The organism is Microbacterium sp. NPDC079356 (genome assembly GCF_049545465.1).
Taxonomy (GTDB): Bacteria; Actinomycetota; Actinomycetes; order Actinomycetales; family Microbacteriaceae; genus Microbacterium; species Microbacterium gawkjiense.
Genome location: NZ_JBMWDN010000003.1, coordinates 222,319 through 246,747 on the forward strand (window position 1 = coordinate 222,319; position 24,429 = coordinate 246,747).

21 protein-coding genes are annotated in these 24,429 nt (G+C 71.7%); 8 read left to right on the forward strand and 13 right to left on the reverse strand.

Features of this window, described 5'->3' with window-relative positions:
* From ACPEH0_RS09645 to ACPEH0_RS09675, 7 genes are all read right to left on the reverse strand, one after another.
* Positions 1–2,590 (reverse strand): SH3 domain-containing protein (locus ACPEH0_RS09645; RefSeq protein WP_423719450.1); only part of this gene is annotated, 2,590 nt, incomplete at its 3' end.
* Positions 2,591–2,763: 173 nt separating this feature from the next.
* Positions 2,764–3,873: a glycosyltransferase gene (locus ACPEH0_RS09650; RefSeq protein ID WP_366214065.1), complete on the reverse strand. Its 1,110-nt coding sequence runs from the start codon at positions 3,871–3,873 to the stop codon at positions 2,764–2,766.
* A gap of 19 nt (positions 3,874–3,892) precedes the next feature.
* Entirely contained in the window at positions 3,893–5,347 is a 1,455-nt protein-coding gene (locus ACPEH0_RS09655; protein WP_366214064.1) for an LCP family protein, read from the reverse strand.
* A gap of 25 nt (positions 5,348–5,372) precedes the next feature.
* Positions 5,373–5,840 carry a 5-(carboxyamino)imidazole ribonucleotide mutase gene (purE, locus tag ACPEH0_RS09660; RefSeq protein ID WP_253036107.1) on the reverse strand — a complete coding sequence of 156 codons (468 nt, stop codon included), beginning with the start codon at positions 5,838–5,840 and terminating at the stop codon, positions 5,373–5,375.
* Positions 5,841–5,937: 97 nt separating this feature from the next.
* Complete coding sequence (locus ACPEH0_RS09665) at positions 5,938–7,065, reverse strand: 5-(carboxyamino)imidazole ribonucleotide synthase (RefSeq protein WP_366214063.1); 1,128 nt, start codon at positions 7,063–7,065, stop codon at positions 5,938–5,940.
* Between the two features lie 55 nt (positions 7,066–7,120).
* The gene (locus ACPEH0_RS09670) at positions 7,121–7,675 is read right to left on the reverse strand and encodes a PH domain-containing protein (protein WP_253036104.1); all 555 of its coding nucleotides are present in this window, start codon (positions 7,673–7,675) and stop codon (positions 7,121–7,123) included.
* A gap of 51 nt (positions 7,676–7,726) precedes the next feature.
* The gene (locus ACPEH0_RS09675) at positions 7,727–8,509 is read right to left on the reverse strand and encodes a biotin--[acetyl-CoA-carboxylase] ligase (RefSeq protein ID WP_217531080.1); all 783 of its coding nucleotides are present in this window, start codon (positions 8,507–8,509) and stop codon (positions 7,727–7,729) included.
* A gap of 139 nt (positions 8,510–8,648) precedes the next feature.
* Here ACPEH0_RS09675 and ACPEH0_RS09680 point away from each other — a divergent pair, with 139 nt between their 5' ends.
* Together ACPEH0_RS09680 and ACPEH0_RS09685 are read left to right on the forward strand one after the other, a co-directional pair.
* Positions 8,649–10,238: an acyl-CoA carboxylase subunit beta gene (locus ACPEH0_RS09680; RefSeq protein ID WP_374209393.1), complete on the forward strand. Its 1,590-nt coding sequence runs from the start codon at positions 8,649–8,651 to the stop codon at positions 10,236–10,238.
* The gene (locus tag ACPEH0_RS09685; protein ID WP_253036102.1) at positions 10,235–10,465 is read left to right on the forward strand and encodes an acyl-CoA carboxylase subunit epsilon; all 231 of its coding nucleotides are present in this window, start codon (positions 10,235–10,237) and stop codon (positions 10,463–10,465) included. The genes ACPEH0_RS09680 and ACPEH0_RS09685 overlap by 4 nt, the downstream gene beginning before the upstream one ends.
* Positions 10,466–10,682: 217 nt before the next feature.
* On the opposite strand, the gene ACPEH0_RS09690 is transcribed toward ACPEH0_RS09685, so the two are convergent.
* Genes ACPEH0_RS09690 through ACPEH0_RS09705 form a run of 4 tightly spaced genes read right to left on the reverse strand, consistent with a single transcriptional unit; the run spans position 10,683 to position 14,922 of the window.
* On the reverse strand, positions 10,683–11,768 hold the full coding sequence (locus ACPEH0_RS09690) for a hypothetical protein (RefSeq protein ID WP_366214062.1): 1,086 nt from the start codon (positions 11,766–11,768) through the stop codon (positions 10,683–10,685).
* Complete coding sequence (locus ACPEH0_RS09695) at positions 11,765–12,979, reverse strand: sensor histidine kinase (protein WP_366214061.1); 1,215 nt, start codon at positions 12,977–12,979, stop codon at positions 11,765–11,767. The genes ACPEH0_RS09690 and ACPEH0_RS09695 overlap by 4 nt, the downstream gene beginning before the upstream one ends.
* A complete protein-coding gene (locus ACPEH0_RS09700; RefSeq protein ID WP_366214060.1) occupies positions 12,969–13,625 on the reverse strand; it encodes a response regulator transcription factor in 657 nt (218 codons plus the stop codon). Before ACPEH0_RS09700 ends, ACPEH0_RS09695 begins: the two co-directional genes overlap by 11 nt.
* A 16-nt stretch (positions 13,626–13,641) precedes the next feature.
* Complete coding sequence (locus ACPEH0_RS09705; RefSeq protein ID WP_366214059.1) at positions 13,642–14,922, reverse strand: class I SAM-dependent RNA methyltransferase; 1,281 nt, start codon at positions 14,920–14,922, stop codon at positions 13,642–13,644.
* A 71-nt stretch (positions 14,923–14,993) separates the two neighbouring features.
* Here ACPEH0_RS09705 and ACPEH0_RS09710 point away from each other — a divergent pair, with 71 nt between their 5' ends.
* The 3 genes from ACPEH0_RS09710 (at position 14,994) to ACPEH0_RS09720 (ending at position 17,779) form a co-directional block, all read left to right on the forward strand.
* Positions 14,994–15,659: a Maf family protein gene (locus ACPEH0_RS09710; RefSeq protein ID WP_217531074.1), complete on the forward strand. Its 666-nt coding sequence runs from the start codon at positions 14,994–14,996 to the stop codon at positions 15,657–15,659.
* A gap of 81 nt (positions 15,660–15,740) precedes the next feature.
* Positions 15,741–17,522 carry an acetyl/propionyl/methylcrotonyl-CoA carboxylase subunit alpha gene (locus ACPEH0_RS09715; protein ID WP_366214058.1) on the forward strand — a complete coding sequence of 594 codons (1,782 nt, stop codon included), beginning with the start codon at positions 15,741–15,743 and terminating at the stop codon, positions 17,520–17,522.
* A 68-nt stretch (positions 17,523–17,590) separates the two neighbouring features.
* On the forward strand, positions 17,591–17,779 hold the full coding sequence (locus ACPEH0_RS09720; RefSeq protein ID WP_366214057.1) for a hypothetical protein: 189 nt from the start codon (positions 17,591–17,593) through the stop codon (positions 17,777–17,779).
* A 10-nt stretch (positions 17,780–17,789) separates the two neighbouring features.
* Here ACPEH0_RS09720 and ACPEH0_RS09725 read toward each other — a convergent pair whose 3' ends face one another.
* Positions 17,790–19,250: an NAD(P)H-quinone dehydrogenase gene (locus tag ACPEH0_RS09725; protein ID WP_423719451.1), complete on the reverse strand. Its 1,461-nt coding sequence runs from the start codon at positions 19,248–19,250 to the stop codon at positions 17,790–17,792.
* An 84-nt stretch (positions 19,251–19,334) separates the two neighbouring features.
* Here ACPEH0_RS09725 and ACPEH0_RS09730 point away from each other — a divergent pair, with 84 nt between their 5' ends.
* From ACPEH0_RS09730 to ACPEH0_RS09740, 3 genes are read left to right on the forward strand one after another with little or no spacing between them, the layout of a single operon-like run.
* Positions 19,335–20,165: a purine-nucleoside phosphorylase gene (locus tag ACPEH0_RS09730; protein ID WP_217531069.1), complete on the forward strand. Its 831-nt coding sequence runs from the start codon at positions 19,335–19,337 to the stop codon at positions 20,163–20,165.
* Entirely contained in the window at positions 20,162–21,826 is a 1,665-nt protein-coding gene (locus tag ACPEH0_RS09735; protein WP_423719452.1) for a phospho-sugar mutase, read from the forward strand. The genes ACPEH0_RS09730 and ACPEH0_RS09735 overlap by 4 nt, the downstream gene beginning before the upstream one ends.
* 13 nt (positions 21,827–21,839) lie before the next feature.
* Positions 21,840–22,418: a GNAT family N-acetyltransferase gene (locus ACPEH0_RS09740; RefSeq protein ID WP_366214056.1), complete on the forward strand. Its 579-nt coding sequence runs from the start codon at positions 21,840–21,842 to the stop codon at positions 22,416–22,418.
* On the opposite strand, the gene ACPEH0_RS09745 is transcribed toward ACPEH0_RS09740, so the two are convergent.
* Positions 22,419–24,311, reverse strand: coding sequence for a BglG family transcription antiterminator (locus tag ACPEH0_RS09745; protein WP_217531221.1), 1,893 nt, complete (start codon positions 24,309–24,311; stop codon positions 22,419–22,421).
* Between the last annotated feature and the right edge of the window lie 118 nt (positions 24,312–24,429).

Here is a 24,429-nt window from a genome sequence, read left to right on the forward strand (position 1 = left end):
CCCATCCGGTCATCCCGTCGACCGTGATCTGCGTCCGGTCCCCCGAGACCGAGAGCGCCTTCACCGTCGTGCCCTTGCGGAGCGTCGCCTGAATCGCCTTCGACGACACCGACGGTGTCATGTTCGTCGTCGTCGCCAGATACATCGTCTTCGCCGCCGGAGGCGCCAAGACCGCCTTCAGCTCGGAGTCCCGCATCCAGCCCTTCGTCGACCCCGCGGTGACGGCGCGCCAGATCCCGAACGTGTCGTGCACGGTGACCTTCGTGCCGGCCTTCAGGGTCGAGAGGACCTTGCCCGAAGCGGATGCCGTCGCGCGCAGCGGCGTGGACGCGATGACCTGCCGGTTCTGACCGCCGATGGCACCGGGGTTCTTCGTCGACAGCTTCGACGTGAACACCCATCCGGTCATCCCGTCGACCGTGATCTGCGTCCGGTCCCCCGAGACCGAGAGCGCCTTCACCGTCGTGCCCTTGCGGAGCGTCGCCTGAATCGTCGCCGACGACACCGACGGCGTCATGTTCGTCGTCGTCGCCAGATACATCGTCTTCGCCGCCGGAGGCGCCGAGACCGCCTTCAGCTCGGAGTCCCGCATCCAGCCCTTCGTCGACCCCGCGGTGACCGCGCGCCAGATCCCGTAACCGTCGTAGATCGTGACCTTCGTGCCGGCCTTCAGCGTCGTGAGCACCTTGCCCGACGCCGACGCCGTCGCCCGCAGCGGAGTCGATGCGATGCTCTGGCGATCCTGGCCCGCGACGGTGCCGGGGTTCTTCGCGACGAGCTTCGATGTGGTGACCCACCCGGTGATCCCGTCGACCGTGATCTGCGTGCGATTCCCGGACACAGTCGACGCGGTGACGGCCGTCCCCTTGCGCAGCGTCGCCATGATCGTGGTCGAGGTGGCCGACGACGCGACGTTGTCGGGCGCCGACAGATACATCGTCTTCGCGATCACCTGCAGCTCGGCGTCGCGCATCCAGCCCTTCGTCGAACCCGCCGTCACCGCGCGCCAAGCGCCGAAGGTGTCGTGCACCGTGACCTTCGTGCCCGCCTTCAGCGTCGAGAGCACCTTTCCCGAGGCGGATGCCGTCGCCCGCAGCGGCGTCGAGGCGATGACCTGTCGGTCCTGGCCGCCGACGGCACCGGGGTTCTTCGCCGACAGCTTCGACGAGAACACCCACCCCGTCATGCCGCCCACGGTGATCTGGGTCCGGTCACCGGACACCGAGAGCGCCTTCACCGTCGTGCCCTTGCGCAGCGTCGCCTGGATCGTCGACGACGAGACCGACGGCGTCATGTTCGTCGTCGTCGCGAGGTACATCGTCTTGGCCGGCGGCTTCTCCTCGACCGTCATGTAGTCGCTGTGCGACCAGTACGTCGAACCCGCCACTTGGATGCGCCACCACGCGCCGTAGATCCCGGTGCGCTCGTACTTCTGCCCGGCCGTGATCCAGCGGAAGCCGGTCGCGCAGTCGAGCGAGGGAGCCTTGCGGGCTCGCAGGTTCTCCGAGACGACGGTGATCGTCCCACCGGCCTTCGTGACGCTCGACTCCGCGGGCACGGCGCACGGGTTGCCGGCCGGCGTGCCGCTCGCGATCGAGAGCGCCGACTTCGCGATCCACATCGACGTCGAGCCGACCGTCGCCCGCGCCCACGACCCGTACGTGCCGGTTACCGTCACCTTCGCGGACTTCGCCACGCTGCTCGAGCCCGCCGCACACAGCGTGCTGGGAGCCTTGCGCGCCGTCGTGGCGGCCGTGACGGTCGCCACGGAAGACGCCGGGACGATGTCAGCGGTCTTCGGCGCCGTGCACGCGTCCACCCGGGCGGCCGCCCCGGATCCCCAGCGGTTCACCTCGGGGGCGAACCACTGGACGTAGTAGTTGTAGAAGTTCCGGTTGCCGTAGCTCGAGCACGAGTCGCCCGTCGCGTAGCCGGCTGCGAGGGCCGCCATATTCGGACGGTACGGCGTGTAGATGTACAGGTTGGCGGTCGCCTGGTTCTTGATGAGGACCTTCGACGTCCCGCAGGCGCTGTTGGGGTGCCACTTGACCGTGGCCACCTGGCCCTTGCGGTACCCGTACTTCGTGGGGTTGTTCGCGTACACCTGCTGCTGCCGCGCGCCGAGATAGACCTGGTTGAAGAACCCCGCGGATGCCGCGCTGCACGGCGCCGTGTCGGGGCAGTTCATGCCCATCGCCGCCCGATAGCTCCACTCGCTCGGCTTCGTGGAGGTGACCAGGCCCTGCTCCTTCTGGAGCATGACGAGGATGACCTTGGGGCTGAGGCCGCAGGCCTTCCCGACGGTCACGATGATCTCGGCGGCGCGCACCTTGGTCTTCTTGGGGATGGCCGCGCAATAGGCATCCTTCGCCTTCGCGGGGATGTCGGCGGTGAAGTTCCGCAGGCAGGTCGGTCCGCTCGTGGCCTTGCAGGACGGCACCCGCGCTTCGAGGAAGGTCTGCGCCTGAGCCGCAGTCATCGAGCCGCCGTTGAAGTACTCGGCGTCGCTGATGATGAACCCGCCGTCCTCGATGGTGGACGGGAGGCGGGGGTCCGCCGCGGTCGCCGTCGACGCGGGCGCGACGGCCATCAGGACACTCAACGACAGCACGGTCGCCAACAGGATCGCGAGGCTCCGCAGGGGTCGACGGGGCACGGAAACTGAGAGGCGCATGTGAACAGTGTTACTGAAGTCACGTCCTGTTACCAGTCGGGGCTGGATATCTGTTGTGCGACACGCCGACGCCCGGCGTTCGGACGACCTCAGAGCTCGGCGTGGAGCTGCCAGACGCGCTCCGCCGCGCCCGCCCAACTGAACGCCCGCCCACGATCGGCGGACAGGACGGCGAGTCGTTCCACCGCGGAGGTCGACGCCAGCGTCGCGGCGAGCTCGTCCCCCAGCGATTCGGCGTCGCCCGGCGCGAAGGTCGCTCCGTCCAGCAGGAGTTCGCGGTGGGTCGCGCTGTCGGCGGCCACGATGGGCACCCCCAGCCGGAGCGCATCCAGCGTCCGCCAGGGGAAGGCGGTGCTGTCCGACGGCGCGAGGAGGGCCACGGCGCCGGCGAGGACCGCGGCGCGATCGGGCGCCTCGAGGTGACCGCGCACGTGCACCCGTCGCTCGGGCAGGCCCGCCGCGGCGGCGAGCTCGGCTATCGCGGGTTCCTGACCGTCGGGCGCGTCGATTACGACGACGGCCGTGTCCCGTCCGGAGGTCGCGACGGCCTCGAAACCGGTGCGCAGGCGGTCGGATGCCGCCGACGACCCCGACAGCAGGACGTATCCCTCGGGCAGGCCGAGGTCGCGCCGACGCCCGATCTCGTCGCTGGGGACGCGGAGGGCGCTCTCGGGAGCCCCGGCGATCACCCGGATCCGGTCCCCGAGGGGCGCCAGCTCGGCGACCCGGTGGGCGAGCTCGTGCGTCGGCACCACGACGGCGTCGGCGTGACGGACGGCCCGGCGCAGCATGGCGCGGGCCCAGGCGGCATCCGTCCGCGACACCTCGTCGGGGTGATCCCACGGACGGACGTCCCACAGGGTCACGACCGTCTGGTCGTGGTCATGGACGCGGTCGTGCCGCACGAGCGGCGCCGCGAGCGTCGCCGAGTGGATGAGGCCGTCGCCGGCGCCCGCGCGGAGTCCGCGCCGCCACAGGGCCGCGGCGGCCGCGGAGCCGACGGGCAGGCGATCGGCGGCCGCCACGCCCTGCGCGGCCAGGGTGTCGTCCCCCGCGTCGCTGGGGACGATTGCGCGCACCTCGCATCCGGTGGGCGCCGTCGTGACCAGCGCGGCGGCCAGCTCCCGGGCGGCAGTCGCGAGGTCGGGCCCGGTCCCGGGAGCGGACGGGTCGAACACGACCCGCAGTGTGGTCGTCATCGGCACTCCCCCTGTTCGCTCACGGCGCGGTCGTCGGTGTCGGCGTCGGCGGATGCAGGAGCGCCTGGACCTCGCCGCGGATCTTCGCCCAGTCCTCGGCGGTGGGGTCCTCCGGATCGATGCCGACCCCCTTCGGCGTCAGCTCGAGGTCCTGGACCTCCTGGTCCTTCGCCTTCACGCCGAGATCGACGAGGAAGGGGAGCAGGGAGTCCGGGATGTCGGTCTGCACGAGGTTCTTGCCCGCCGCCACGACCTCGCTGAAGCGGGTCGCGACCGTCGACGGGGTCGCCTGGGCGAGGATCGCGGTCTGGAGCTCCCGCTGGCGCCGCATCCGGTCCCAGTCGCTGGTCGTGTACCGCGATCGCGCGTACCACTGCGCGGTCTCGCCGTCCATGACCTGGGTGCCCTTCTCGATCCATCCGGTCGCCCATTCCTCGGCGGGCTGACCCTCGAAGCGCGGGCCGGGGCCTTCGGGGAGGCGTTCCTTGACCGTGATCTTCACGCCGCCGAGCGCGTCGACGAGGTCGGCGAACCCGTGCATGTCGATGAAGACGTGGTACGGGATCTCGATGCCGAGGATCCCCTCCGCGGCGTCCTTCGTCGCTTCGACGGCCGGTGTCGAATTCTGCGCGGCGGCGTCGGGGTAGAGGCTCGCCCCGCGATCCTCGCGGCACACCTCGACGGCGTTCATCAGTTGGTTGATGCCCGACGACCACCCGCACGTCGACGAGGTGTGGCCCTCGAACCCGTCGGGGTACAGGTCGCGCATCGGCCCGTCCGAGAAGGGGACGTGACGGAGGTCGCGCGGGATGCCGAAGATCGTCACCGCGCCGGAGTCCGCGTTCACCGACACCACCGAGATGCTGTCGAAGCGCATGGAGTCGCGTCCCTGCCCGCTGTCGGCGCCGAGCAGGAGGAAGTTGTAGTAGCCGTCCGACGGGGGCACGCTCGGGCCGGAGGCGAAGATCGACAGCCCGGAGCGCAGCGGCGCGACGACCGACTGGGCCGTGTACGCGGCCGCCGAGGCGGGGACGAGCGCGAGGACCAGCGCGACGATCGACACGGCGGCGCGGGTGCGTCCGGGCACGCGCCGCAGCCGAGCGAGCCGGAGCGTGTCGATCGTCAGCACCACCCACAGCGCGGCGTACGCCCAGAGCAGCACCTGCGCGAGGGTCAGCGTCCACCACGATGCGACGAGGGTCGTCAGCATCGAGCGCCACATCAGCGCCAGGAACACCGTCGTGAAGAGGAACACCCACATCACGATCGTCGAGATGAGGCCGACGCGGCCCAGACGTCGACCACCCGCGAGGATCTGCGCGGACCCGGGAAGGAGGAAGTTGGATGTCACGAGCCACCACGCGCGCCGCGACATCATGCCGGGGGCCGAGGCATCGGGGTTGCGGAGCGGGCGCTCCTCGACGAGAGCACGGCCGGGCGACGAGGTCGCCCGCGGCGGGCTCAGGACGCTCACCGGAGCTCCCCCACCGGGCGGAGGCTCACAGGGAGTCCTTCAGGCGGCGGTTCTTCTCCTCGACCTGCACTTCGAGGTCGGCGGCGTAGGCGGCGACGCGGTCGGCGACCTCGGGATCGGCCGAGCCGAGCAGGCGCACGGCGAGCAGGCCCGCGTTCTTCGCCCCGTTGATCGAGACCGTCGCGACGGGGATGCCGGCGGGCATCTGCACGATGCTCAGCAGGGAGTCGAGGCCGTCGAGGGTGGAGAGCTGCACCGGAACGCCGATGACCGGGAGCGTCGTGACCGAGGCGAGCATGCCCGGCAGGTGCGCCGCGCCGCCGGCACCGGCGATGATCGCGCGCAGGCCCCGCCCACGCGCCTCACGGCCGTAGCGCAGCAGCTTGTCGGGCGTGCGGTGGGCGGACACCACCTCGACCTCGTGAGGGATGCCGAAGTCGGTCAGCGCCTGCGACGCGTCGGACATCACACGCCAGTCCGAATCGGATCCCATCACGACGCCGATGAGCGGAGCGGTCGATGAGTGCAGGGGGCTGTTCACCCGATCAAGGCTAGGCGCGCGAGCCTGGAGAACTCCGGAACGGCACGGGTCAATCGAGGAAGAACGCCGCCGCCGCGCGCGCTTCGTAGACGACCGTGTCGAGGTCGTCCCCGGCCACGTTGACGTGCCCGACTTTGCGCCCGGGGCGGGGGTCCTTCCCGTACGTGTGGACCTTCGCCGAGGGGTGCGCGGCGAGCGCGTCGGGGAGCCGCTCACCGAGGGTCCCCTCGGCCGGGCCGCCGAGGATGTTGACCATGACGGCGTGCGGTGCGCGCATCGCGGTGTCGCCCAGCGGCAGGTCGAGGACGGCGCGCAGGTGCTGCTCGAACTGGCTCGTGATGGAGCCGTCCTGGGTCCAGTGCCCGCTGTTGTGCGGACGCATGGCGAGCTCGTTCACGAGCAGCCGCTCGTCGCCGGTCTGGAACAGTTCGACGGCGAGCATGCCCGTCACCCCCAGGCCCGTCGCGATCGCCTCGCCGATCTCGGCGGCGACGTCCGCGAGGCGGCCGGCGGAGTGCGGTGCCGGCGCGATCGCCTCGGCGCACACGCCGCCCTGCTGCACCGTCTCGACGACCGGGTAGACGAGGAGTTCGCCCGAGGGACGGCGGGCGACCTGCTGGGCGAGCTCACGGGTGAAGGGGACGAGTTCCTCGGCGAGCAGCGCCGCTCCGTCCGCCAGGCGGTCGAGCCAGTCGGCGGCCTCGGCGGAGGAGGAGACGACGCGCACACCCTTGCCGTCGTATCCGCCGCGCGGCGTCTTCACAACGGCGCGGCCGCCGTGGTCGGCGATGAAGGCGTCGAGGGCCGCGGCATCCGTCACGGCAGCCCAGTCGGGCTGCGGCAGACCGAGCTCGGCGAGCTTCGTGCGCATGTCGATCTTGTCCTGCGCGTAGGCGAGCGCGTCGGGACCGGGGTGTACGGCGACACCGGCGTCCACGAGGCCGCGCAGCACGTCCTGCGGGACGTGCTCGTGGTCGAAGGTGATGACATCGACGTCCTTCGCGAACGCGAGGACGGTGTCGAGGTCGCGGTAGTCGCCGACCGCGGTCGCCGCGAGACCGGCGGACATCCCGGGCTCCTCCGCGAGGACCCGGACGCCGAGTCCCAGTTCCACAGCGGGCGCGATCATCATCCGCGCGAGCTGACCGCCTCCGACGATTCCGACCTGCAGTGCCATGCGTCTCCTCCCGACCCCGACATTCTCGCGCATCCGGGCGGGCGCCCGCAGACGCTCAGTCGTCCGTCGCGATGACCGGGACGCTGTGCGAGTCGCGGTGGGCGAGGATCTGGCTGACTTCGACCTGGTCCGACAGCGTCTCGTGCACGAGACGGACCGAGGGGACATCGACGAGCCGTACCGGTTCGTCGACCCCGTTGGCGAGGATCAGGGTGCCGCTCCCCCACAGCCGCTGCACCGGACCCCGCCGTTCGGAAATGGTGTAGCCGCGGGCGTGCGGGATGTCGACGCGGCGACGCTGGACGAGACCCGTCCGCTCGATGACGCGCCGCGTGGTCACGGTGTAGGTGTGCGACAACCACCGCAGATAGGGCACGGCTGCGAGCAGCAGCACCACGAGCCCGGCGGCGGCCCACAGCATCCAGTCCTCCCACGGCGACGGGAGGTTGCCGCTGACGTAGCCCGTCGTCCCCGCCACGGCGATGAGCACGATCGCAGGCCACAGCAGTCGGCGTCCGTGCCGGCGGAAGCGCGCGATCACGAGCTCGGGTGCGGCGGCACCCGGAGCGGGCGTCCGCGGACGACCCGGATACGCGGTCGGCTGGCTCACGGGACCATCATGGCGCGACGACGGATGCCGGGTGCGCCGACGCGCCCACCGTCACCGGACGTGCACGACGTCGCCGGCGGACACGACGTGCGCGACGCCCGCGGCGTCGACCACCAGCCGCCCCTCATCGTCGATTCCGGTCGCCCTACCGATGAGGGAGGAACCGTCGGGAAGGGAGACGGAGACGTCGCTGCCGACAGTCGTGCACGCGTCGCGGACCGCGGTCGTCGCAAGGCCCGCGGCGGTGCCGCCCACAGCCAGATCGGCGATCCCGTCGCGGAGTCTCGTGAGGTAGTCCGCGAGCAGCTGATCCTCGTCGGCGGTGCGGCCGAGCGCCGCGAACGAGGTGGCGGTCGGCACCGGCAGTTCCGCGGCGGTCATCCGGGTGTTGACGCCCGCTCCCACCACGACGGCGTGCGGATCGCCGGGCATGACCTCGGCGAGGATGCCGCAGATCTTGAGGCCCCCGACGAGGACGTCGTTCGGCCACTTGAGTCCGACCTCGCGGTCCTCCAGCTGCGCCCGGACGGCCGCGGTCATCGCCGCGCCCGCGATGAGGGGGATCCACCCCCGCTGCGCGACGGGGACCGCCTCGACCCGCAGCAGGACCGACACCGCGAGCGCGGAATCCGGCGGCGTGACCCACGTGCGGTCGAGGCGACCGCGGCCGGCCGTCTGGTCGCGGGTCACCACGGCAGAGAGGTGCGGATGACCGTCGGGGTCGTCGAAGGCGTCCTTCAGGAGCTTCTTGTTGGTCGAGTCGACGCTCGGGGCGACGTGGAGGCGGGGGCTGACCGCGGCGGCGCGGGGATAACCGTTCTCGGGGATCGACATGCCGCCCACCCTAGACGCGGCCGCGTCGAGCGCCGGGCGGCTTGACAGCCGACATCCTGAGGGATGCCACAGCGGATCCGCGCGGCGATTGTCGCCGGTATCCAACGCCGCCGGGACCGCGCTCGCTAGGGTGGAACGCGTGACCGATCAGCCCGACCTCTTCACGACCGCCGGCAAGATCGCCGACCTCCGTGCCCGCTACGAAGAAGCCGTCGTCTCCGCCGAGGAGACCGCCCGCGCCAAGCAGGGCGCGAAGGGGAAGCTCACCGCCCGCCAGCGGATCGAACTGCTCGTCGACCCGGGCTCCTTCGTCGAACTCGACGAGTACGTCCGGCACCGGACGACCGCCTTCGGCATGGACCGCTCCCGCCCGTACGGCGATTCGGTCGTCACGGGGACCGGCACGATCCACGGCCGCACGGTCGCGGTGTACTCGCAGGACTTCACGACCTTCGGCGGATCGCTCGGCGAGGTGGCCGGCGAGAAGATCATCAAGGTCATGGAGTTGGCGCTGCGCAGCGGCATCCCGATCATCGGCATCCTCGACTCCGGCGGCGCGCGCATCCAGGAGGGTGTGGTCGCGCTCGGCAAGTACGGCGAGATCTTCCGCCTGAACACCGCGGCATCGGGCGTCATCCCGCAGATCTCGCTGATCATGGGACCCGCCGCCGGCGGCGCGGTCTACTCCCCCGCCCTCACCGACTTCGTGATCATGGTCGACAAGACGAGCCAGATGTTCGTCACCGGCCCCGATGTCATCAAGACCGTCACCGGCGAGGACGTCGGCATGGAGGAACTCGGCGGCGCGCACACCCACAACACCCGCTCGGGTGTCGCGCACTACCTCGCCGAGGACGAGGACGACGCGATCGACTACGCGCGCACCCTCATCAGCTTCCTGCCCGACAACAACATGTCGGATGCCCCGGGGTACGAGTCCGGCTTCGAGTTCGAGACGACCGACTCCGATCGCGTCCTCAACACGGTCATCCCGGACTCCCCCAACCAGCCCTACGACATCCACGAGGTCATCTCGCACATCGTCGACGCGGGCGACTTCCTCGAGGTCCAGCCGCTGTTCGCACCGAACATCGTCATCGGCTTCGGTCGCATCGAGGGGCGGACGGTCGGCATCATCGCGAACCAGCCGTCGCAGATGGCGGGAACGCTCAACATCGACGCGGGCGAGAAGGCGAGCAGGTTCGTCCGGTTCTGCGACGCGTTCTCGATCCCGATCCTCACCCTCGTCGACGTCCCCGGCTACCTCCCCGGCACCGACCAGGAGTGGACCGGCGTCATCCGTCGCGGCGCGAAGCTGCTCTACGCCTATGCGGAGGCGACCGTCCCGCTCGTCACCGTGATCCTCCGCAAGGCCTACGGCGGCGCGTACATCGTGATGGGCTCCAAGCAGCTCGGCGCCGACATCAACCTCGCGTGGCCGACCGCCGAGATCGCCGTCATGGGCGGTCAGGGTGCGGTCAACATCCTGTACCGCGGCGAGATCAAGCGCGCCGAGGAAGCCGGCGAGGACGTCGCCGCCGTGCGCACCCGCCTCGCCAACGAGTACACGTACAACGTCGCCTCCCCCTTCCTCGCCGCCGAACGCGGTGAGCTCGACGGGATCATCGAGCCGGCGCAGACCCGCGTCGCCGTCGCGAAGGCGCTGCGCGCCCTCCGCGGCAAGCGGGCGAGCCAGCCGGCCAAGAAGCACGGGAACATTCCGCTGTGAGCGAGTCGGACGACGCACGCCCGGATGCGACGCACCTCCAGGTGCGGCGCGGTTCGGCGACTCCCGAGGAGATCGCCGCGGTGATCGCCGTCGTCAGCGAGTCGCTGGCCCAGGAGGCGAGCACCGCGGTCGCGGACGAGCCGACCGTGTCGGCGTGGCGGATCTCGGCCCGCGGCGTCGGGAACGATCTGCGTCGCGACGTGCCGTGGGGCCGGTGGGCGGGCTGACGCCCGATTTGTCCCCCAAAGTACCTACAGACACGCTTTTCGCGATCAGAGAGACTAATAGCGCTGGAACGCTTCTGCGTTCTGTCGATTCGTATCCCTCAGAGCGCGGATCGACATGTGCGGGTCGGTTTTCGGGTAACCACTCGCATGGCGAGGGGCGGGCGGCTTCGCCGCCCCTCGCCTCTTCTTTTCGGCGCGTCCTCTCGGCGCGGTGCCGTCAGGACGCCGGGCGATCTACCACCGGGCGCGGATGGGCGATCTCGTGCCAGAGGTCGACGACCTCGTCGCCGTCCGGGTCGTCGCGTCGGCGGGACCGGCCCACGACCGTGACCGCGACGCGAGGGTGCGGCGACGTGCGGATGTAGATCCGCTCCGACGAGGCGCCGCGGAGGGCGTCGGCGAGCTCGGCCCGGATGCGGTCGAGCGCGGCCGGGCCGGCGGCATCCAATCCCCCCTCATCGAGGACGGTGACGGTGCTGCCGCGCAGCCGCGCCTCCTGCAGCCGCGCACGCACGGCCTCGTCGAGCAGGCGCGGCCCGCGCAGCTCGTCGCGCAGGGATCCCTCCGCCAGCCGCGCCCGCTCGCGCTCGTCGGGCTCGAGGTCGCCGTCGGACTCGATCGTGCGGATGAGGATGGGGCCGGCGACCGCGAGTGCCTGCTGCACGCGGACGCGACGCTCCCGGCGACGGCCCTCCTGGCTCGCGAGCCACTCGAAGGAGCGGCGCTGGATGCCGGTGAGTTCCGCCGTGTCGACGGCCGCCCGGTCGACCAGACGCGTCAGGAGCTGCGCGGCGACGACCCAGACGGCGGCGCCGACGAGTCCGAGGGCGAGGGAATCGAGGATGCCGATCCAGAACGACGACGACACCCCGAGCAGGACCACACCGATCCACGCCACGAGCGGTCGGCGACGGACGACGACGATCGTCAGGAGCGCCCCGATGCCGCCGAGGCTCCACGTGGCGAAGGTCGCGCGACGGAGATCCTCGCCGACCGCCGCCCAGGTCGCGAACGGCACGACGACCGCCGTGCCGAGGACCAGCAGGCACAGCCACAGCGGCAGCGAGGCACCGCGCGGCAGTCCGTCCGTGTCCGCCGCGTCCGGAACCGTCGCCGTCGGAGCCGACCGCGGCGTGAAGCCCCAGAACACGCAGAGCCAGGTGGTGACGAGGTACAGCGACAGGGCGGCGATGAACAGCGCCGGCTGCGCCACCGGCGCGGTCCACACGAGTCCGCCGACGGCGAGGTAGGCGGTGAAGACGACCGCGACGATCGAGAGTCCCGTCTGGACGCGCACGTTCATCGCGGGTACTCCCAGCGCAGTTCTGCCACGGTGCCCCGGCGCGAGCTGCGCACGAGCGCCTGCCCGCCCACCGCCGCGGTGCGGGCGACGATCGAGCCGCTGATGCCCAGGCGGTCCTCGGGGACGGCTTGGACGTCGAAGCCCGTGCCCGCGTCGACGACCCGGACGATGACCCGACGGTCGTCGGCGCTCACGTCGACGTGCAGTCCGACCGCGTCGGCGTGTTCGACGGCGTTGACGATCGCCTGATCGGCAGCGAGGACGAGGGCGCGTGCGACCCGTCCCGGAAGCCGCGGAGCCCGCGGATCGACGGTGACGCGCAGGTCGAGGTCGAGATCGTGTTCCGCGGCCGCCCGGCGCAACCCGTCGACGATGAACGCCGGGTCGACCGGCTCGTCCGGGCCCTCCTCGGCTTCCCGGTCGGCGTTGGCGAGGCGGGTGAGCGCGTCACGTGCCATGCCCACGGCGAGATCGCGCTCGCGCGGCGTCGAGGCGCGCTCGGCGGCGATGAGCGCGGCGAGCACGCTGTCGTGCATGAGGGCGGCGACGGAGATCCGCTCCTGCTCCACCGCGTCGGCGGCGGCCGCCGCCGCGTACGAACGGACCGCCTCCTCGCGGGTGCGATCGAGGCGCTCGGCGAGCAGGCGCAGCATCCACCCGATCATGATCATGACGACGGCGAGGATGATCGCGTAGACCACCTGACGCGAGACGAGGATGACGCTCGCGCCGTCCACACCGATCTGGATCAGTCGGACGACCCCGTAGAGGACCGGGACGAGGCCGCACCACACGTACTGCAACCGCAGCGGGAAGACGAGGGCGGTCGCCACCGTCGCGACGTTGAGGAGGTACCAGATCCAGGGCTCCGCCGCCGCGCCGCCCTCTCGCCCCGCGGTCGCGAGCGGCCAGACGACCAGGACGAGCGGGAACACGATCGCGAAGACGGCGGCGGGCGCCCGGTAGAAGCGTCCGGCGACGCCGGCGGCGATCATGAGCGCCAGCGGGCCGAAGGTGACGACGCTGAGCACGAGGTTCCACGTCGGCGTCTCCTGCGTGGAACCGATCGCGTGGAACAGGGACTGGAAGCCCAGGATGGCGCATCCCACCGAGACGACGAGCGCGAGGATGCGCTCGACCCTCTCGCGGGAGAAGAAGGTCGAGTCGGGCGGGATCGTCAGCGTTCCCGCCGGTGCGACCTCAGCTGCCACCGGGTTCCTCCGCGACCAGGCCGTCCTCCATCGCGCGCCGCAGCAGGTCCACCTTCGTGGGGGCGGGCCGACCGACCTCCACGTACTTCACGCGGACGCGGGTGATGTTCTCCTTCGCCGTCGAGTAGGCCACCCCGAGTCGCTCGGCGACCGTTTTGAGGGGCAGGCCGGCGGCGTACAGACGCAGCACGTCGCGCTCGCGCGAGGAGAGCTGCGCGTCGGCGAAGGCCCGGTCGCCGTCGACGGCGGACGCCCACTCGACGTTGTCGAGCGCATGACCGCGGGCGACCGTGTCGATCGCCGCGATGACGTCGTCGATGCGCGACGCCTTGCTCACCACGCCCGCAGCCCCCGCGACCAGCGCCTCGCGGACGGCGGCCGGGCGATCGGCCACGCTGTGGATGATGACCGGCGAGCCGTCGTGGACGAGGCGGGTCACGTTCTCGGTCACGGTGGCCCCGTCCCCGAGCATGAGGTCGAGGACGACGACGTCCGCGGGGTTCTCCTGCGTGAGCGTCCGCCGATCGAGGTAGGCGGCCACGCTCTCCCCCGAGAAGACGACGCGCAGGTGGTCCGTGCGGCTGCACGCGGCCTCGAGGCCGAGACGCACGGATTCGTGGTCGTCGATCAAGGCGACGCGGATCATGCGCTCACCCTAGCCGTCACCGCGTCAACACGGTGATCGCCTCGACGTGGTGCGAGTGCGGGAAGAGGTCGAAGGCCCGCACCGCGGGCGTCGTGTATCCGTGCGCGGCGAAGGTGCCGAGGTCGCGGGCGAGGGCGACGGGGTCGCACGCGACGTAGACGATGCGCGCCGGTGAGAGGTCGACGAGCTGCTCGACGACGTCGCGTCCGGCGCCGGCGCGGGGCGGGTCGAGGACCACGGTGCCGCGCGCGAGCCGGGCGCGCTGCGCGGGGGTGGCCGTCTGGACGAGGTTTCCGAGCCACCGGTCGACCCGGCCGGTCTCCGCGCGGGCTCCGATCCACGCGGCGAGGTTCTCCCCCGCGTGCTCGGTCGCGCGGGCGTCGGACTCCACCGAGGTGATCCGGGTGGCGGGACCGCCGACACCGGCGACGGATGCGGCGAGCAGCCCGACCCCGCCGTAGAGATCGAGGTGCCATCCGTCGGGGTCGACGGCAGCCGCGACGGCGTCGGCGACCGCGTCGTGCAGGGTGCCGGCGGCGAGGCGGTGGACCTGCCAGAAGCCGCCCGCATCGACGCGGAACTCCCGGTCGCCGACGGTCTCGACCACGACCTCCCGGGCCGCGGGGTCGACCGGCGCCGGGCGCCGGGAACGGCCGGGCTCGGCACGCGGGATGACGCGCACGCGTCCGTCGCCGGGCTGCACGAGGTCGAGGCGGCCGGCGGAGCCGCCGCGCCGACGGCTCGCCGCGCGTGCGATGCCCGCGGTCGCGAGGGGCAGGTCGTCGACGGGGATGACGCGGTGGCTGCGGGCCGCGAACGGGCCGATGCGTCCCTCGTCGTCGACGTGCAGGCTGACCCGGGTGCGCCATCCCGTGCCGTCGGCGGATTCCTCGACGAGACGGTCGCCGCGCATCTGCGGGAGGGGCGGCTCGATCGTGACGGGAGCGGTGGACCCGGCGAAGCGGGACAGCGCGTCGCGAAGCACATCCGCCTTCAGTTCGCGCTGATGGGCGAGGGCGATGTGACCGAAGTCCGCACCGCCGGGCCGGGCGTCGGGAGGCATGCTGACATCGGCGGGCGCCCACACATGCGGACGGCGGTGGGGCGAGGCATCCAACACCTCCACCGTGTCGCCCCGCCAGAACGACGCCTTGCGCGTGTCGGTGAGGGCGACGCGCACCCGCTCGCCGGGGATCGCGTCCGAGACGAACACGACACGGTTCTCGTGCCGGGCGACGAACACACCGCCGTGCGCGACGGCGGTGATCTCGAGGTCGAGGAGGTCTCCCGGTTGCATGCTCCGATGCTGTCACACCGGGTCGCCGCGGACCGTCATCGACTCCCGCCCGCGCGGCTACCGTGGTCGGTATGCGCGTGTGCCTCGCCTCCACGTCCCCCGCCCGTCTGATGCTGCTGCGCCAGGTCGGCATCGAGCCGACCACCCGCTCACCGCGGGTCGACGAGGAGGCCGTGATCGCGGCGGTCGAGGCGGCGCAGGCCCGCACCCTGCCGCCGGAGGAACACGTGCTCCTCCTCGCTCGACGCAAGGCGGCCGACGTCGCGGCGACCGTCGCCGCGGAAGGTTTCGAGGGCCTCGTCGTCGGCGGTGACTCGATGTTCGAGCTCGACGGCGAGATCCTCGGCAAGCCCTACACGCCCGAGGCGGCGCGCGCCCGGTGGCAGTCCATGCGGGGCCGCACCGGCGTCCTCCACTCGGGGCACAGCGTGTTCCTGGTCCGCCCCGGCGCAGACCCCGTCGAGGCCCATGCGGTGGCCGCCGCATCCGTGACCTTCGCGGCGGATGTGACGGATGCCGAGATCGACGCGTACGTGGCGACCGGTGAGCCCCTCCTGGTGGCGGGCGCCTTCACCGTCGACAGCCTCGGCGGCGCGTTCATCGAGCGGGTCGACGGCGATCCGTCGACGGTGGTCGGGATGTCGTTGTCGACCCTGCGCCGACTCGTCCGCGAGCTCGGGGTCGAGTGGACGACGCTGTGGAACTCCGCGGGCGGCGGCGGCGCGGCATCCGCTTAGTGGGATCCGCGACACGAAACCCCGATGATCTTGTGCGAGTGATCCAAAGGAGCGGCCACACTCGTGGGTAGGCTCGAAGCCATGCCTGAGAGCGTGACCACCGGAATCTCGAAAGTGCTGATCGCCAACCGAGGCGAGATCGCGGTGCGCATCATCCGCGCCGCACGCGACTCGGGGAAGTCGTCGGTGGCGGTCTACGCCGACCAGGACCGCGATGCGATGCACGCGCGGCTCGCTGATGAGGCGTACGGCCTCGGCGGCTCGACGAGCGCCGACACCTACCTCTCCATCGAGAAGATACTCTCGGTCGCGCGCCGCTCGGGCGCCGACGCCGTCCACCCGGGCTACGGCTTCCTCGCCGAGAACGCCGACTTCGCCCGCGCCGTGATCGGCGCGGGGCTCGTCTGGATCGGCCCCTCCCCCGAGGCCATCGAGGCGCTCGGAGACAAGGTCACCGCCCGTCACGTCGCCGAGAAGGTCGGCGCACCGCTCGCCCCGGGCACGCCGGGGCCGGTCGAGGGCGCCGACGAGGTTGTCGCCTTCGCGCGCGAGTTCGGCCTGCCCATCGCGATCAAGGCCGCGTACGGCGGCGGCGGACGCGGCCTCAAGGTCGCGCGCGAGTTCGACGAGGTCGAGGAGCTCTTCGAATCGGCGACCCGCGAGGCCATCGCGGCGTTCGGTCGCGGCGAGTGCTTCGTCGAGAAGTACCTCGACAAGCCGCGCCACGTCGAGACGCAGTGCCTCGCGGATGCCGCGGGCAACGTCGTCGTGGTCTCGACCCGCGACTGCTCGCTGCAGCGCCGGCACCAGAAGCTCGTCGAAGAGGCTCCCGCGCCGTTCCTCACCGCCGGGCAGAACGAGATCCTGTACGCCGCGTCGAAGGCCATCCTCACGGAGGTCGGCTACGTCGGGGCCGGCACGTGCGAGTTCCTCATCGGCGCCGACGGGACGATCTCGTTCCTCGAGGTGAACACCCGTCTGCAGGTCGAGCACCCGGTCTCGGAGGAGGTCACCGGCATCGACCTCGTCCGCGAGCAGTTCCGCATCGCCGAGGGCGGCACGCTCGACTACGCCGACCCCGAGCCGGTCGGCCACTCGTTCGAGTTCCGCATCAACGGCGAGGACCCGGGGCGCGGCTTCCTGCCCGCCCCCGGCGACATCCACGTGTTCAAGACCTTCGGCGGACCGGGCGTGCGCCTGGACTCCGGTGTCACCGCCGGCGACAGCGTCTCGGGCGCCTTCGACTCGCTCCTGGGCAAGCTCATCGTCACGGGACGCACGCGCGAAGAGGCCCTCGAGCGGTCGCGCCGCGCCCTCGACGAGTTCGAGGTGGCCGGGATGCCGACGGTGCTGCCCTTCCACCGGAAGGTCGTCCGCGACCCCGCCTTCACGGCCGAGGACGGCACGTTCGGCGTCTTCACCCGCTGGATCGAGACCGAGTTCCACAATGACATCCCCGCATGGGACGGCGAGGCGGGTCCCGCCGCCGAACCCGAGGGCCGCCACACCGTCGTCGTGGAGGTGTCGGGCAAGCGCCTCGAGGTGAGCCTGCCGGACCGCCTGACCCACGCACCCGCCGCCGTCGGACGCCCCGTCGCCGTGCCCCCGTCGCGTCGTTCGCACGCCGCGGGTACCGTCTCGGGCGCGAGCGGCGACGCCGTCGCGTCGCCCATGCAGGCCACCGTCGTCAAGATCGCCGTCGAGGAGGGGCAGCAGGTCGTCAAGGGCGACCTCGTCGTCGTCCTCGAGGCGATGAAGATGGAGCAGCCCATTCAGGCGCACAAGGACGGCGTGGTCGGCGCGATCAACGCGCAGGCCGGCACGACCGTGTCGGCAGGGCATCAGCTGCTCACGATCTCCTGATCCTGTCGGGCGAAACGGAGCGCCCCCTAGGGTGTGGGCATGAGGACTCTGCGTGCGGCGGCGACGACGTGACCGCCGACGTCACGGTGAACGTGATGACCGCGGACGGCGGGCAGTCGACGATCACGAATCAGATCGTCTGCGACACCGAGCCGCACCGCATCCCGTTCGATGGCGCGTCGGCGTGGGCCGTCTCGGCGTCGGGGACCGCGCCGGTGCCGACCTACCTGTATGTGACCGCGATCGCCGTCGGCTGAGGCGCGCGGATCAGCTGTAGGTGTCCTCGTCCCGGGCGACCTGGTGCATCGCGCGGGTCGCGTCGGTGATGCTGCCCGCGAGCGACGGGAACACGGCGAACACGCGGGAGAGCTGATCGACCGTGAGGCGCCGCTCGACGGCGATGGCGATCGGGTAGATCAGCTCGGAGGCGCGCGGGGCGACGATGACGCCGCCGATGACGGTGCCCGACCCCTCTCGGGCGATGATCTTCACGAACCCGTCCTTGACGCCCATCATCTTCGCGCGCGCGTTGGCGGCCAGCGGGAGCTTGTGGACCGTGCCGTTGATCGCGCCGGACTCGATGTCGCGCTCCTGGCGTCCGACGGTCGCGATCTCGGGCGCCGTGAAGATGTTCGCCGTGACGCGGTGCTTCTCGAGCGGGATGACGGTGTCGCCGAGCGCGTGGAAGACCGCCATGCGCCCCTGCATGGCGGCGACCGAGGCGAGCGGGAGGAACGTCGTGCAGTCGCCGGCGGCGTAGATGTTCGGCACCGACGTACGCGCGACGCGGTTGACCTGGATGTGACCCGAGCCGGTGAGCTGGACCCCGGCATCCTCCAGTCCGATACCGGCGGTGTTCGGGATGGATCCGACGGCCATGAGGCAGTGGCTGCCCTCGACGGTGCGACCGTCGGACAGCGTTGCGACCACGCCGTCCTTCGTGCGCTCCACCTTCTCGGCGCGGGACTTCGACAGCACCTCCATGCCGCCGCGGGTGAAGACCTTCTCGATGACGGCCGCCGCATCGGAGTCCTCACCGGGGAGGACCTGGTCGCGGCTCGAGATCAGCGTCACCTTCGATCCGAGGTTCATGTAGGCGCCGGCGAACTCCGCGCCGGTGACGCCGGATCCCACGACGATCAGGTGCTCGGGCAGCGACGACATGTTGTAGAGCTGCGTCCAGGTCAGGATGCGCTCCCCGTCGGGCTTCGCGCTGTCGAGCTCGCGCGGCGAGGCGCCCACCGAGACCACGAGCGTGTCGGCTTCGATCCGGTCGAAGTCGGTGCCGCCGGGGCCGGTCGAGACGACGACGGCGTGCGTCCCGTCGAGGCGGCCGTGGCCGGAGATGATGCGGACCCCGGCATCCACCAGCTGCGCGCGCTGATCGTCGGACTGCTGGCGCGCCAGGGACAGGAGCCGCTTGTTGACCGCCCCGAGGTTGATGGCGATCTCGGGCTTGAGCGGCTTGCCGCTGTCGCCCCGGGCGAACAGCTGCACCCCGAGATCGGAGGCGCCGCGGATGGCGACGGCGGCGTCGGCGGTGGCGATGAGGGTCTTGGAGGGGACGACATCCGTGATGACCGCGGATCCCCCGATGCCCGCGCGCTCGACGAGCGTCACCTCGGCGCCCAGCTGGGCCGCTGCGAGAGCCGCCTCGTATCCGCCGGGGCCGCCGCCGATGATCGCGACGCTCTGGGTGGTCTCGAAGCTCACAGACATGCCCACCATTCTTCCAGCCCGCGGGGTCCCCGTGCGCCGCGACGCGATGCGCGGCGTGTGGCCGAGCCGTCCCCGGGTTCCTAGAGTGGGAGCATGCACGAGGAGACCCACCCGCTCGACGACCCCACCGCCGACCCGTTCGAGGTCGCACGGACCGCCGCCGACGACATCGCCCGCCTCACCGGCGTCGACCACCACGACGTCGCCCTGACGCTCGGGAGCGGCTGGGGCAAGGCCGCCGAGCTGATCGGTGAGACCACGGCGACCCTGGCCGCGACCGATGTCACCGGGTTCAGCAAGCCCGCCCTCGAAGGGCACGTCGGATCGATCCGCAGCATCCTCACCCCGGACGGCAAGCGCGTGCTCGTGATCGGCGCGCGCACGCACTACTACGAGGGGCACGGCGTGCGTCGTGTCGTGCACAGTGTGCGCACGGCCGCCGCGACCGGCGCGAAGACGATGGTCCTCACCAACGGCGCGGGCGGCATCAAGACGTCGTGGACGCCGGGGCAGCCCGTGCTCATCAGCGACCACATCAACCTGACGGCCGACTCCCCCCTCGAGGGCGCGACCTTCATCGACCTCACCGACCTCTACTCGCGGCGCTTGCGCGACCTCGCCCGCACCGTCGACCCGTCGCTCGACGAAGGCGTGTACTGCCAGTTCCGCGGACCGCACTACGAGACGCCCGCCGAGGTGCAGATGGCGAAGGCGATCGGCGGGCACATCGTCGGCATGTCGACGGCCCTCGAGGCGATCGCCGCGCGCCAGGCGGGCATGGAGATCCTGGGCTTCTCGCTCATCACGAACCTCGCCGCCGGCATCCAGACCACCCCGCTGAGCCACCAGGAGGTCATCGAGGCGGGCCGCGAGGCCGAGCCGGTCATCTCCGACCTGCTCGCCCGCGTGATCGGCGTCCTGTGAGCGAGGGCGTCCTCGACGTCGCCCGCGGGTGGCTCGCGCAGGACCCCGACCCGCAGACGAGCGATGAGCTGCGGGCGCTGATCGAGCGGGCCGAGGCCGGTGACGCGGCGGCGCTCGACGACCTGCACGACCGGTTCGACACGCGGCTGGCCTTCGGGACTGCGGGGCTGCGCGGGGCCCTGGGCGCCGGGTCGAACCGCATGAACCGCGTCTTGGTCAGACAGGCGGCCGCCGGGTTCGCCGCGTACCTGCACGAGCGCGCGACCGACGAGATACCGTCGGTCGTCGTCGGCTACGACGGTCGTCGCAACTCCGACGTGTTCGCCCGTGACAGCGCGGAGATCTTCGCCGGCGCGGGCCTGCGCGCCATCCTCCTCCCCCGCCTGCTGCCGACCCCGGTGCTCGCGTTCGCCGTCCGGCACCTGGGCGCCTCCGCCGGGGTCATGGTGACGGCATCCCACAACCCGCCGGACGACAACGGCTACAAGGTGTACCTCGGCGGTGCCGATGACGGCGCACAGATCGTCTCACCGGCGGATGCCGAGATCGCGGCGCATATCGACGAGGTCGCCGCCCGGGCGGACCTCGACGCGATCCCCCGCTCGGCGGACTACGAGACCGCCGGCGAGGACGTCGTGGACGCCTACGTGCGCGCCACGGCGCTCGTCGCCCCCGCCCCGGCCGGTGCGGCCGGCTTGAACTGGGTCTACACCGCGATGCACGGCGTGGGCCATGAGACCCTCTCGCGCATCCTCGAGACCGCGGGGTACCCGGCGCCGACGGTGGTCGACGCCCAGATCGAGCCCGACGGTCGGTTCCCGACGGTCGCCTTCCCCAACCCGGAAGAGCCCGGCGCGATGGACCTCTCGTTCGAGGCCGCCCGCGCCGCCGGCGCGGAGCTGATCCTCGCCAATGATCCCGACGCCGACCGGCTCGCCGTCGCGATCCCGGATGCCGCAGCCCCCGGCGGCTGGCGCCGGCTCACCGGCAACGAGGTCGGGCTGCTCCTCGGCTGGCGCGCCGCACGCACCGCGACGGCGGGCACCCTCGCGTGCTCGATCGTCTCGTCGCCCGGCCTTCAGGCGATCGCCGAGCACTACGGACTCGACTTCGCCGCCACGCTGACCGGCTTCAAGTGGATCTCGCGCGCCCCCGGCCTCGTCTACGGGTTCGAGGAGGCGCTCGGCTACCTCGTGAACCCCGACACCGTGCGCGACAAGGACGGCATCTCGGCCGCCGTCGCCGTGCTGGGCCTCGTCGCCGAGGCGCGCGAGGAGGGCCGGACGCTCGGCGACCTGCTCGACGAGTCGGCCGCGACCTTCGGGCACTTCGCGAGCGGGCAGGTGTCCCTCCGCGTCGACGATGTGTCGGTGATCGGGCGCATCATGAGCGCGCTGCGCGCGGCGCCCCCGGCATCCGTCGGTACGGTCGCCGTCGAGCGCATCGAGGACCTGCTCACCGCTCCCGAGAGCTCGCCGCGCGGCGACGTGCTGCGGGTGTGGCTGACCGACGGATCGCGGGTCATCGTGCGCCCGAGCGGGACCGAACCGAAGCTCAAGGCCTACCTCGACGTCCGCGGCGACTCGGCGGAGGATGCGGCGGCCCGGCTGGCGGCGGTGGACGCCGGCGTCCGGGATATCCTCGCCGCGGCGCAGGCGTGATGGCGGCGCAGACGTGACGGCGACTCCGCTCACGGAGCCGGTCGTCCTGAGCCGCGGTCGCGTGCAACTGGTCCCGCTCGATGCCGCGCACGCCGACGACCTCGCGGCGGCCCGCGAGGGCCTCGAGTACGCCTGGTACACCGCCATCCCGGCATCCGTCCCCGATGAGATCAGCTGGCGTCGTGCCGAGCACGCGGCCGGGCGGATGAACCCGTTCGCGGTCCTCGTCGACGGCACCCCGAGCGGGATGACGACCTTCTGCGGCATAGACCAGGTCAACCGGCGGGTCGAGATCGGCTACACGTGGTTGTCGCCGAGCGTGCAGCGGACAGACGTCAACACGACCGCGAAGCTGCTGCTGCTCGGGCACGCGTTCGAGGCGTGCGAGGCGATCGCGGTGGAGTTCCGCACGTCGTGGCACAACCGGCAGTCGCAGGCCGCGATCGAACGGCTCGGCGCGCGCCGAGACGGCGTCCTGCGCAACCACCGCATCAGCCCCGACGGCACGCTGCGCGATACCGTCGTGTACTCGATCCTCCCCCACGAGTGGCCCGGGGTGAAGATGGGGCTCGAGGCGCGCCTGGCGCGCTGATCAGCCGTCGACGACGGCGACGAGCTCGTCGAGGAACGCGGCGAACGTCGTGCCGCGGCGCAGGATCCGCTGCACGCTGTCGCGTTCGCTGAACACCTCGACGAGCTGCTCGAACACCGTCTGGAAGGCCTCGCGGTCGGACTCCGAGAACGCGACCATCGTCACGACCTGCACCCGTCCGTCGCCCCAACGGATCGACGGGTCGGCCAGGCCCACGGCGATCGCGGTGCGGGTCGCGGTCATCCCGATGGCGTGCGGGACGGCGAGCGCATCGGTGAAAGCCGTCGAGGAGATGCGCTCCCGCTCGAGCGTGCGGGTGACGTAGTCCTCGGTGATGACGCCCTGGGCCGCCAGCAGTCCGCCGAGCCCGCGGATCACGGTCTCCTCGTCCGCATCGGCGGGCAGGCGGGGCACGAAGGCCTCGGCGGAGAAGTACCGCTCGAGCTCCGCGCGCAGGCCCGCCAAGCGTCGCGCGCGGCGGGCGCGGGCCGCCGCGCCCTGGACGCGCTCGACGTCGGGTTCGGTGAGGAAGGGCTGCACCCGGACGATGCGGTCGGACGGCGCGGGCGGATCGATCGTCGTGAGGACGAGATCCGTGTCGAGCCCCGCCCAGTCGGGGTCGACGCGCGTCTCGACGGCGACGACCTCGATCTCGCGACCGAGCGCGCGGTCGATGCTCGCTCGCAGCAGCTCGTGCATCTCGTAGTACCCCGGGCACACGAGCGTCGCCGTCAGCAGACGAGCCGACTGGCGGGACCGCTCGAGCCGGCCGCCGACGTGCATCGCGATGTAGGCGATCTCGTCCTCGTACAGAGGTGCGCCGACGACGTCGCGCAGCTGCTCGGCGATGAAGACGGCGACCTCGAAGATCATCGGGTAGCTGGACTTGAGCGAACGGGTGAGCGCGTTGCGCGACCAGGCCTGGTCCTGCGCGCGCTGACGCAGGTTCTGGACGTGGAGGGCGAGGCGCAGGATGAAGTCGTCGTGATCGATGTCGACGAGGAACTCGGATGCCGCCTGCGCGACGATCCCGCGCACGGCGGTCTCGACGTCCGCATCGAGCCGGCCCCGGATGACGGTGTCGGGTTCGGCCGCGCCCGGCGCCACGACGCGGGTCTGCACGAGCGCGGCGAGGTGGTCGCGGTCACCGTCGCCCAGGCGGACGCCGAGGTGCGCGACGGCGAGGCGATCGAGCAGGTCGGCGATCCGCGCACGCGCGGGCGCGTCGTCGACCGGAGGGCCGTCGAGTCCGCGTCCGCGCCCCACCCGGTCGGCGGCGATCGCGATGTGCATCATGACGTCGCCGATGCCGAACTCGTTGACGAGGTATCCCAGGTCGCCGAGGCCCGCGACCAGGTCGTCCTTGAACGCCCCGAGCGCCGACGTCTCGGCGGTGCTCTCGCCGAGGGCGCGCCGCAGGGCGCGCAGGTCGAAGGCGCCCTGCTCCATCTCGTCGTGCGCCAGTCGGCTGAGCAGGCGCCGCTGGGCCATCTCCGTCCCCACCAACCGCACGCGCTCAGCGGAGCGCTCGAGGGTCAGCTGCGTGCCGCTCAGCAGCGCGCGCACGCGTCCGAGATCGGCTTCGAGGGTGGCGTCGCTCACATGGAAGCGCTGCGCCGCGGCGTACACGTCGATGCCGTCCGGCGCATCGAGGATGTCGCGGACGAGCCGGTGCAACCGGTCGCGAGGAGTCTCCTCGGATGCCGGCTGCAGCGCCCCCGCCGCTCCGGCACCCGCGCGGTAGCCGGACGGACCTGACTCGACGGCGTCGCCGCCGGGCACCCGCGCGTTGAGGGCGGCCACGTACGAACGGATGCTGCGGGGCGTCACCCCGACGAGGTCGGCGAGCTCGCCGGCCGTACGCCACCCGGCATCCCTCGCCAGGAGCGCCATGACGCGATCCTGCCTCGTCCGACTCACGGGTCCAGTCAACCATCCGCCGGACCACCGGGGTTTCCTCCCCCGCGGAAGAAGGCCTGGTTGTCGCTTCCTGGGAGTCGGATGAGAATTG

Coding starts and splice junctions, on each gene's coding strand:
- ACPEH0_RS09665 (WP_366214063.1), bottom strand. CDS start 7,065: ATGGCACTGCAGGTCGGAATCGTCGGAGGCGGTCAGCTCGCGCGGATG.
- ACPEH0_RS09675 (WP_217531080.1), bottom strand. CDS start 8,509: ATGTCGATCCCCGAGAACGGTTATCCCCGCGCCGCCGCGGTCAGCCCC.
- ACPEH0_RS09690 (WP_366214062.1), bottom strand. CDS start 11,768: ATGAACGTGCGCGTCCAGACGGGACTCTCGATCGTCGCGGTCGTCTTC.
- ACPEH0_RS09715 (WP_366214058.1), top strand. CDS start 15,741: ATGCCTGAGAGCGTGACCACCGGAATCTCGAAAGTGCTGATCGCCAAC.
- ACPEH0_RS09700 (WP_366214060.1), bottom strand. CDS start 13,625: ATGATCCGCGTCGCCTTGATCGACGACCACGAATCCGTGCGTCTCGGC.
- ACPEH0_RS09705 (WP_366214059.1), bottom strand. CDS start 14,922: ATGCAACCGGGAGACCTCCTCGACCTCGAGATCACCGCCGTCGCGCAC.
- ACPEH0_RS09730 (WP_217531069.1), top strand. CDS start 19,335: ATGCACGAGGAGACCCACCCGCTCGACGACCCCACCGCCGACCCGTTC.
- ACPEH0_RS09725 (WP_423719451.1), bottom strand. CDS start 19,250: ATGGTGGGCATGTCTGTGAGCTTCGAGACCACCCAGAGCGTCGCGATC.
- ACPEH0_RS09710 (WP_217531074.1), top strand. CDS start 14,994: ATGCGCGTGTGCCTCGCCTCCACGTCCCCCGCCCGTCTGATGCTGCTG.
- ACPEH0_RS09745 (WP_217531221.1), bottom strand. CDS start 24,311: ATGGCGCTCCTGGCGAGGGATGCCGGGTGGCGTACGGCCGGCGAGCTC.
- ACPEH0_RS09650 (WP_366214065.1), bottom strand. CDS start 3,873: ATGACGACCACACTGCGGGTCGTGTTCGACCCGTCCGCTCCCGGGACC.
- purE (WP_253036107.1), bottom strand. CDS start 5,840: ATGGGATCCGATTCGGACTGGCGTGTGATGTCCGACGCGTCGCAGGCG.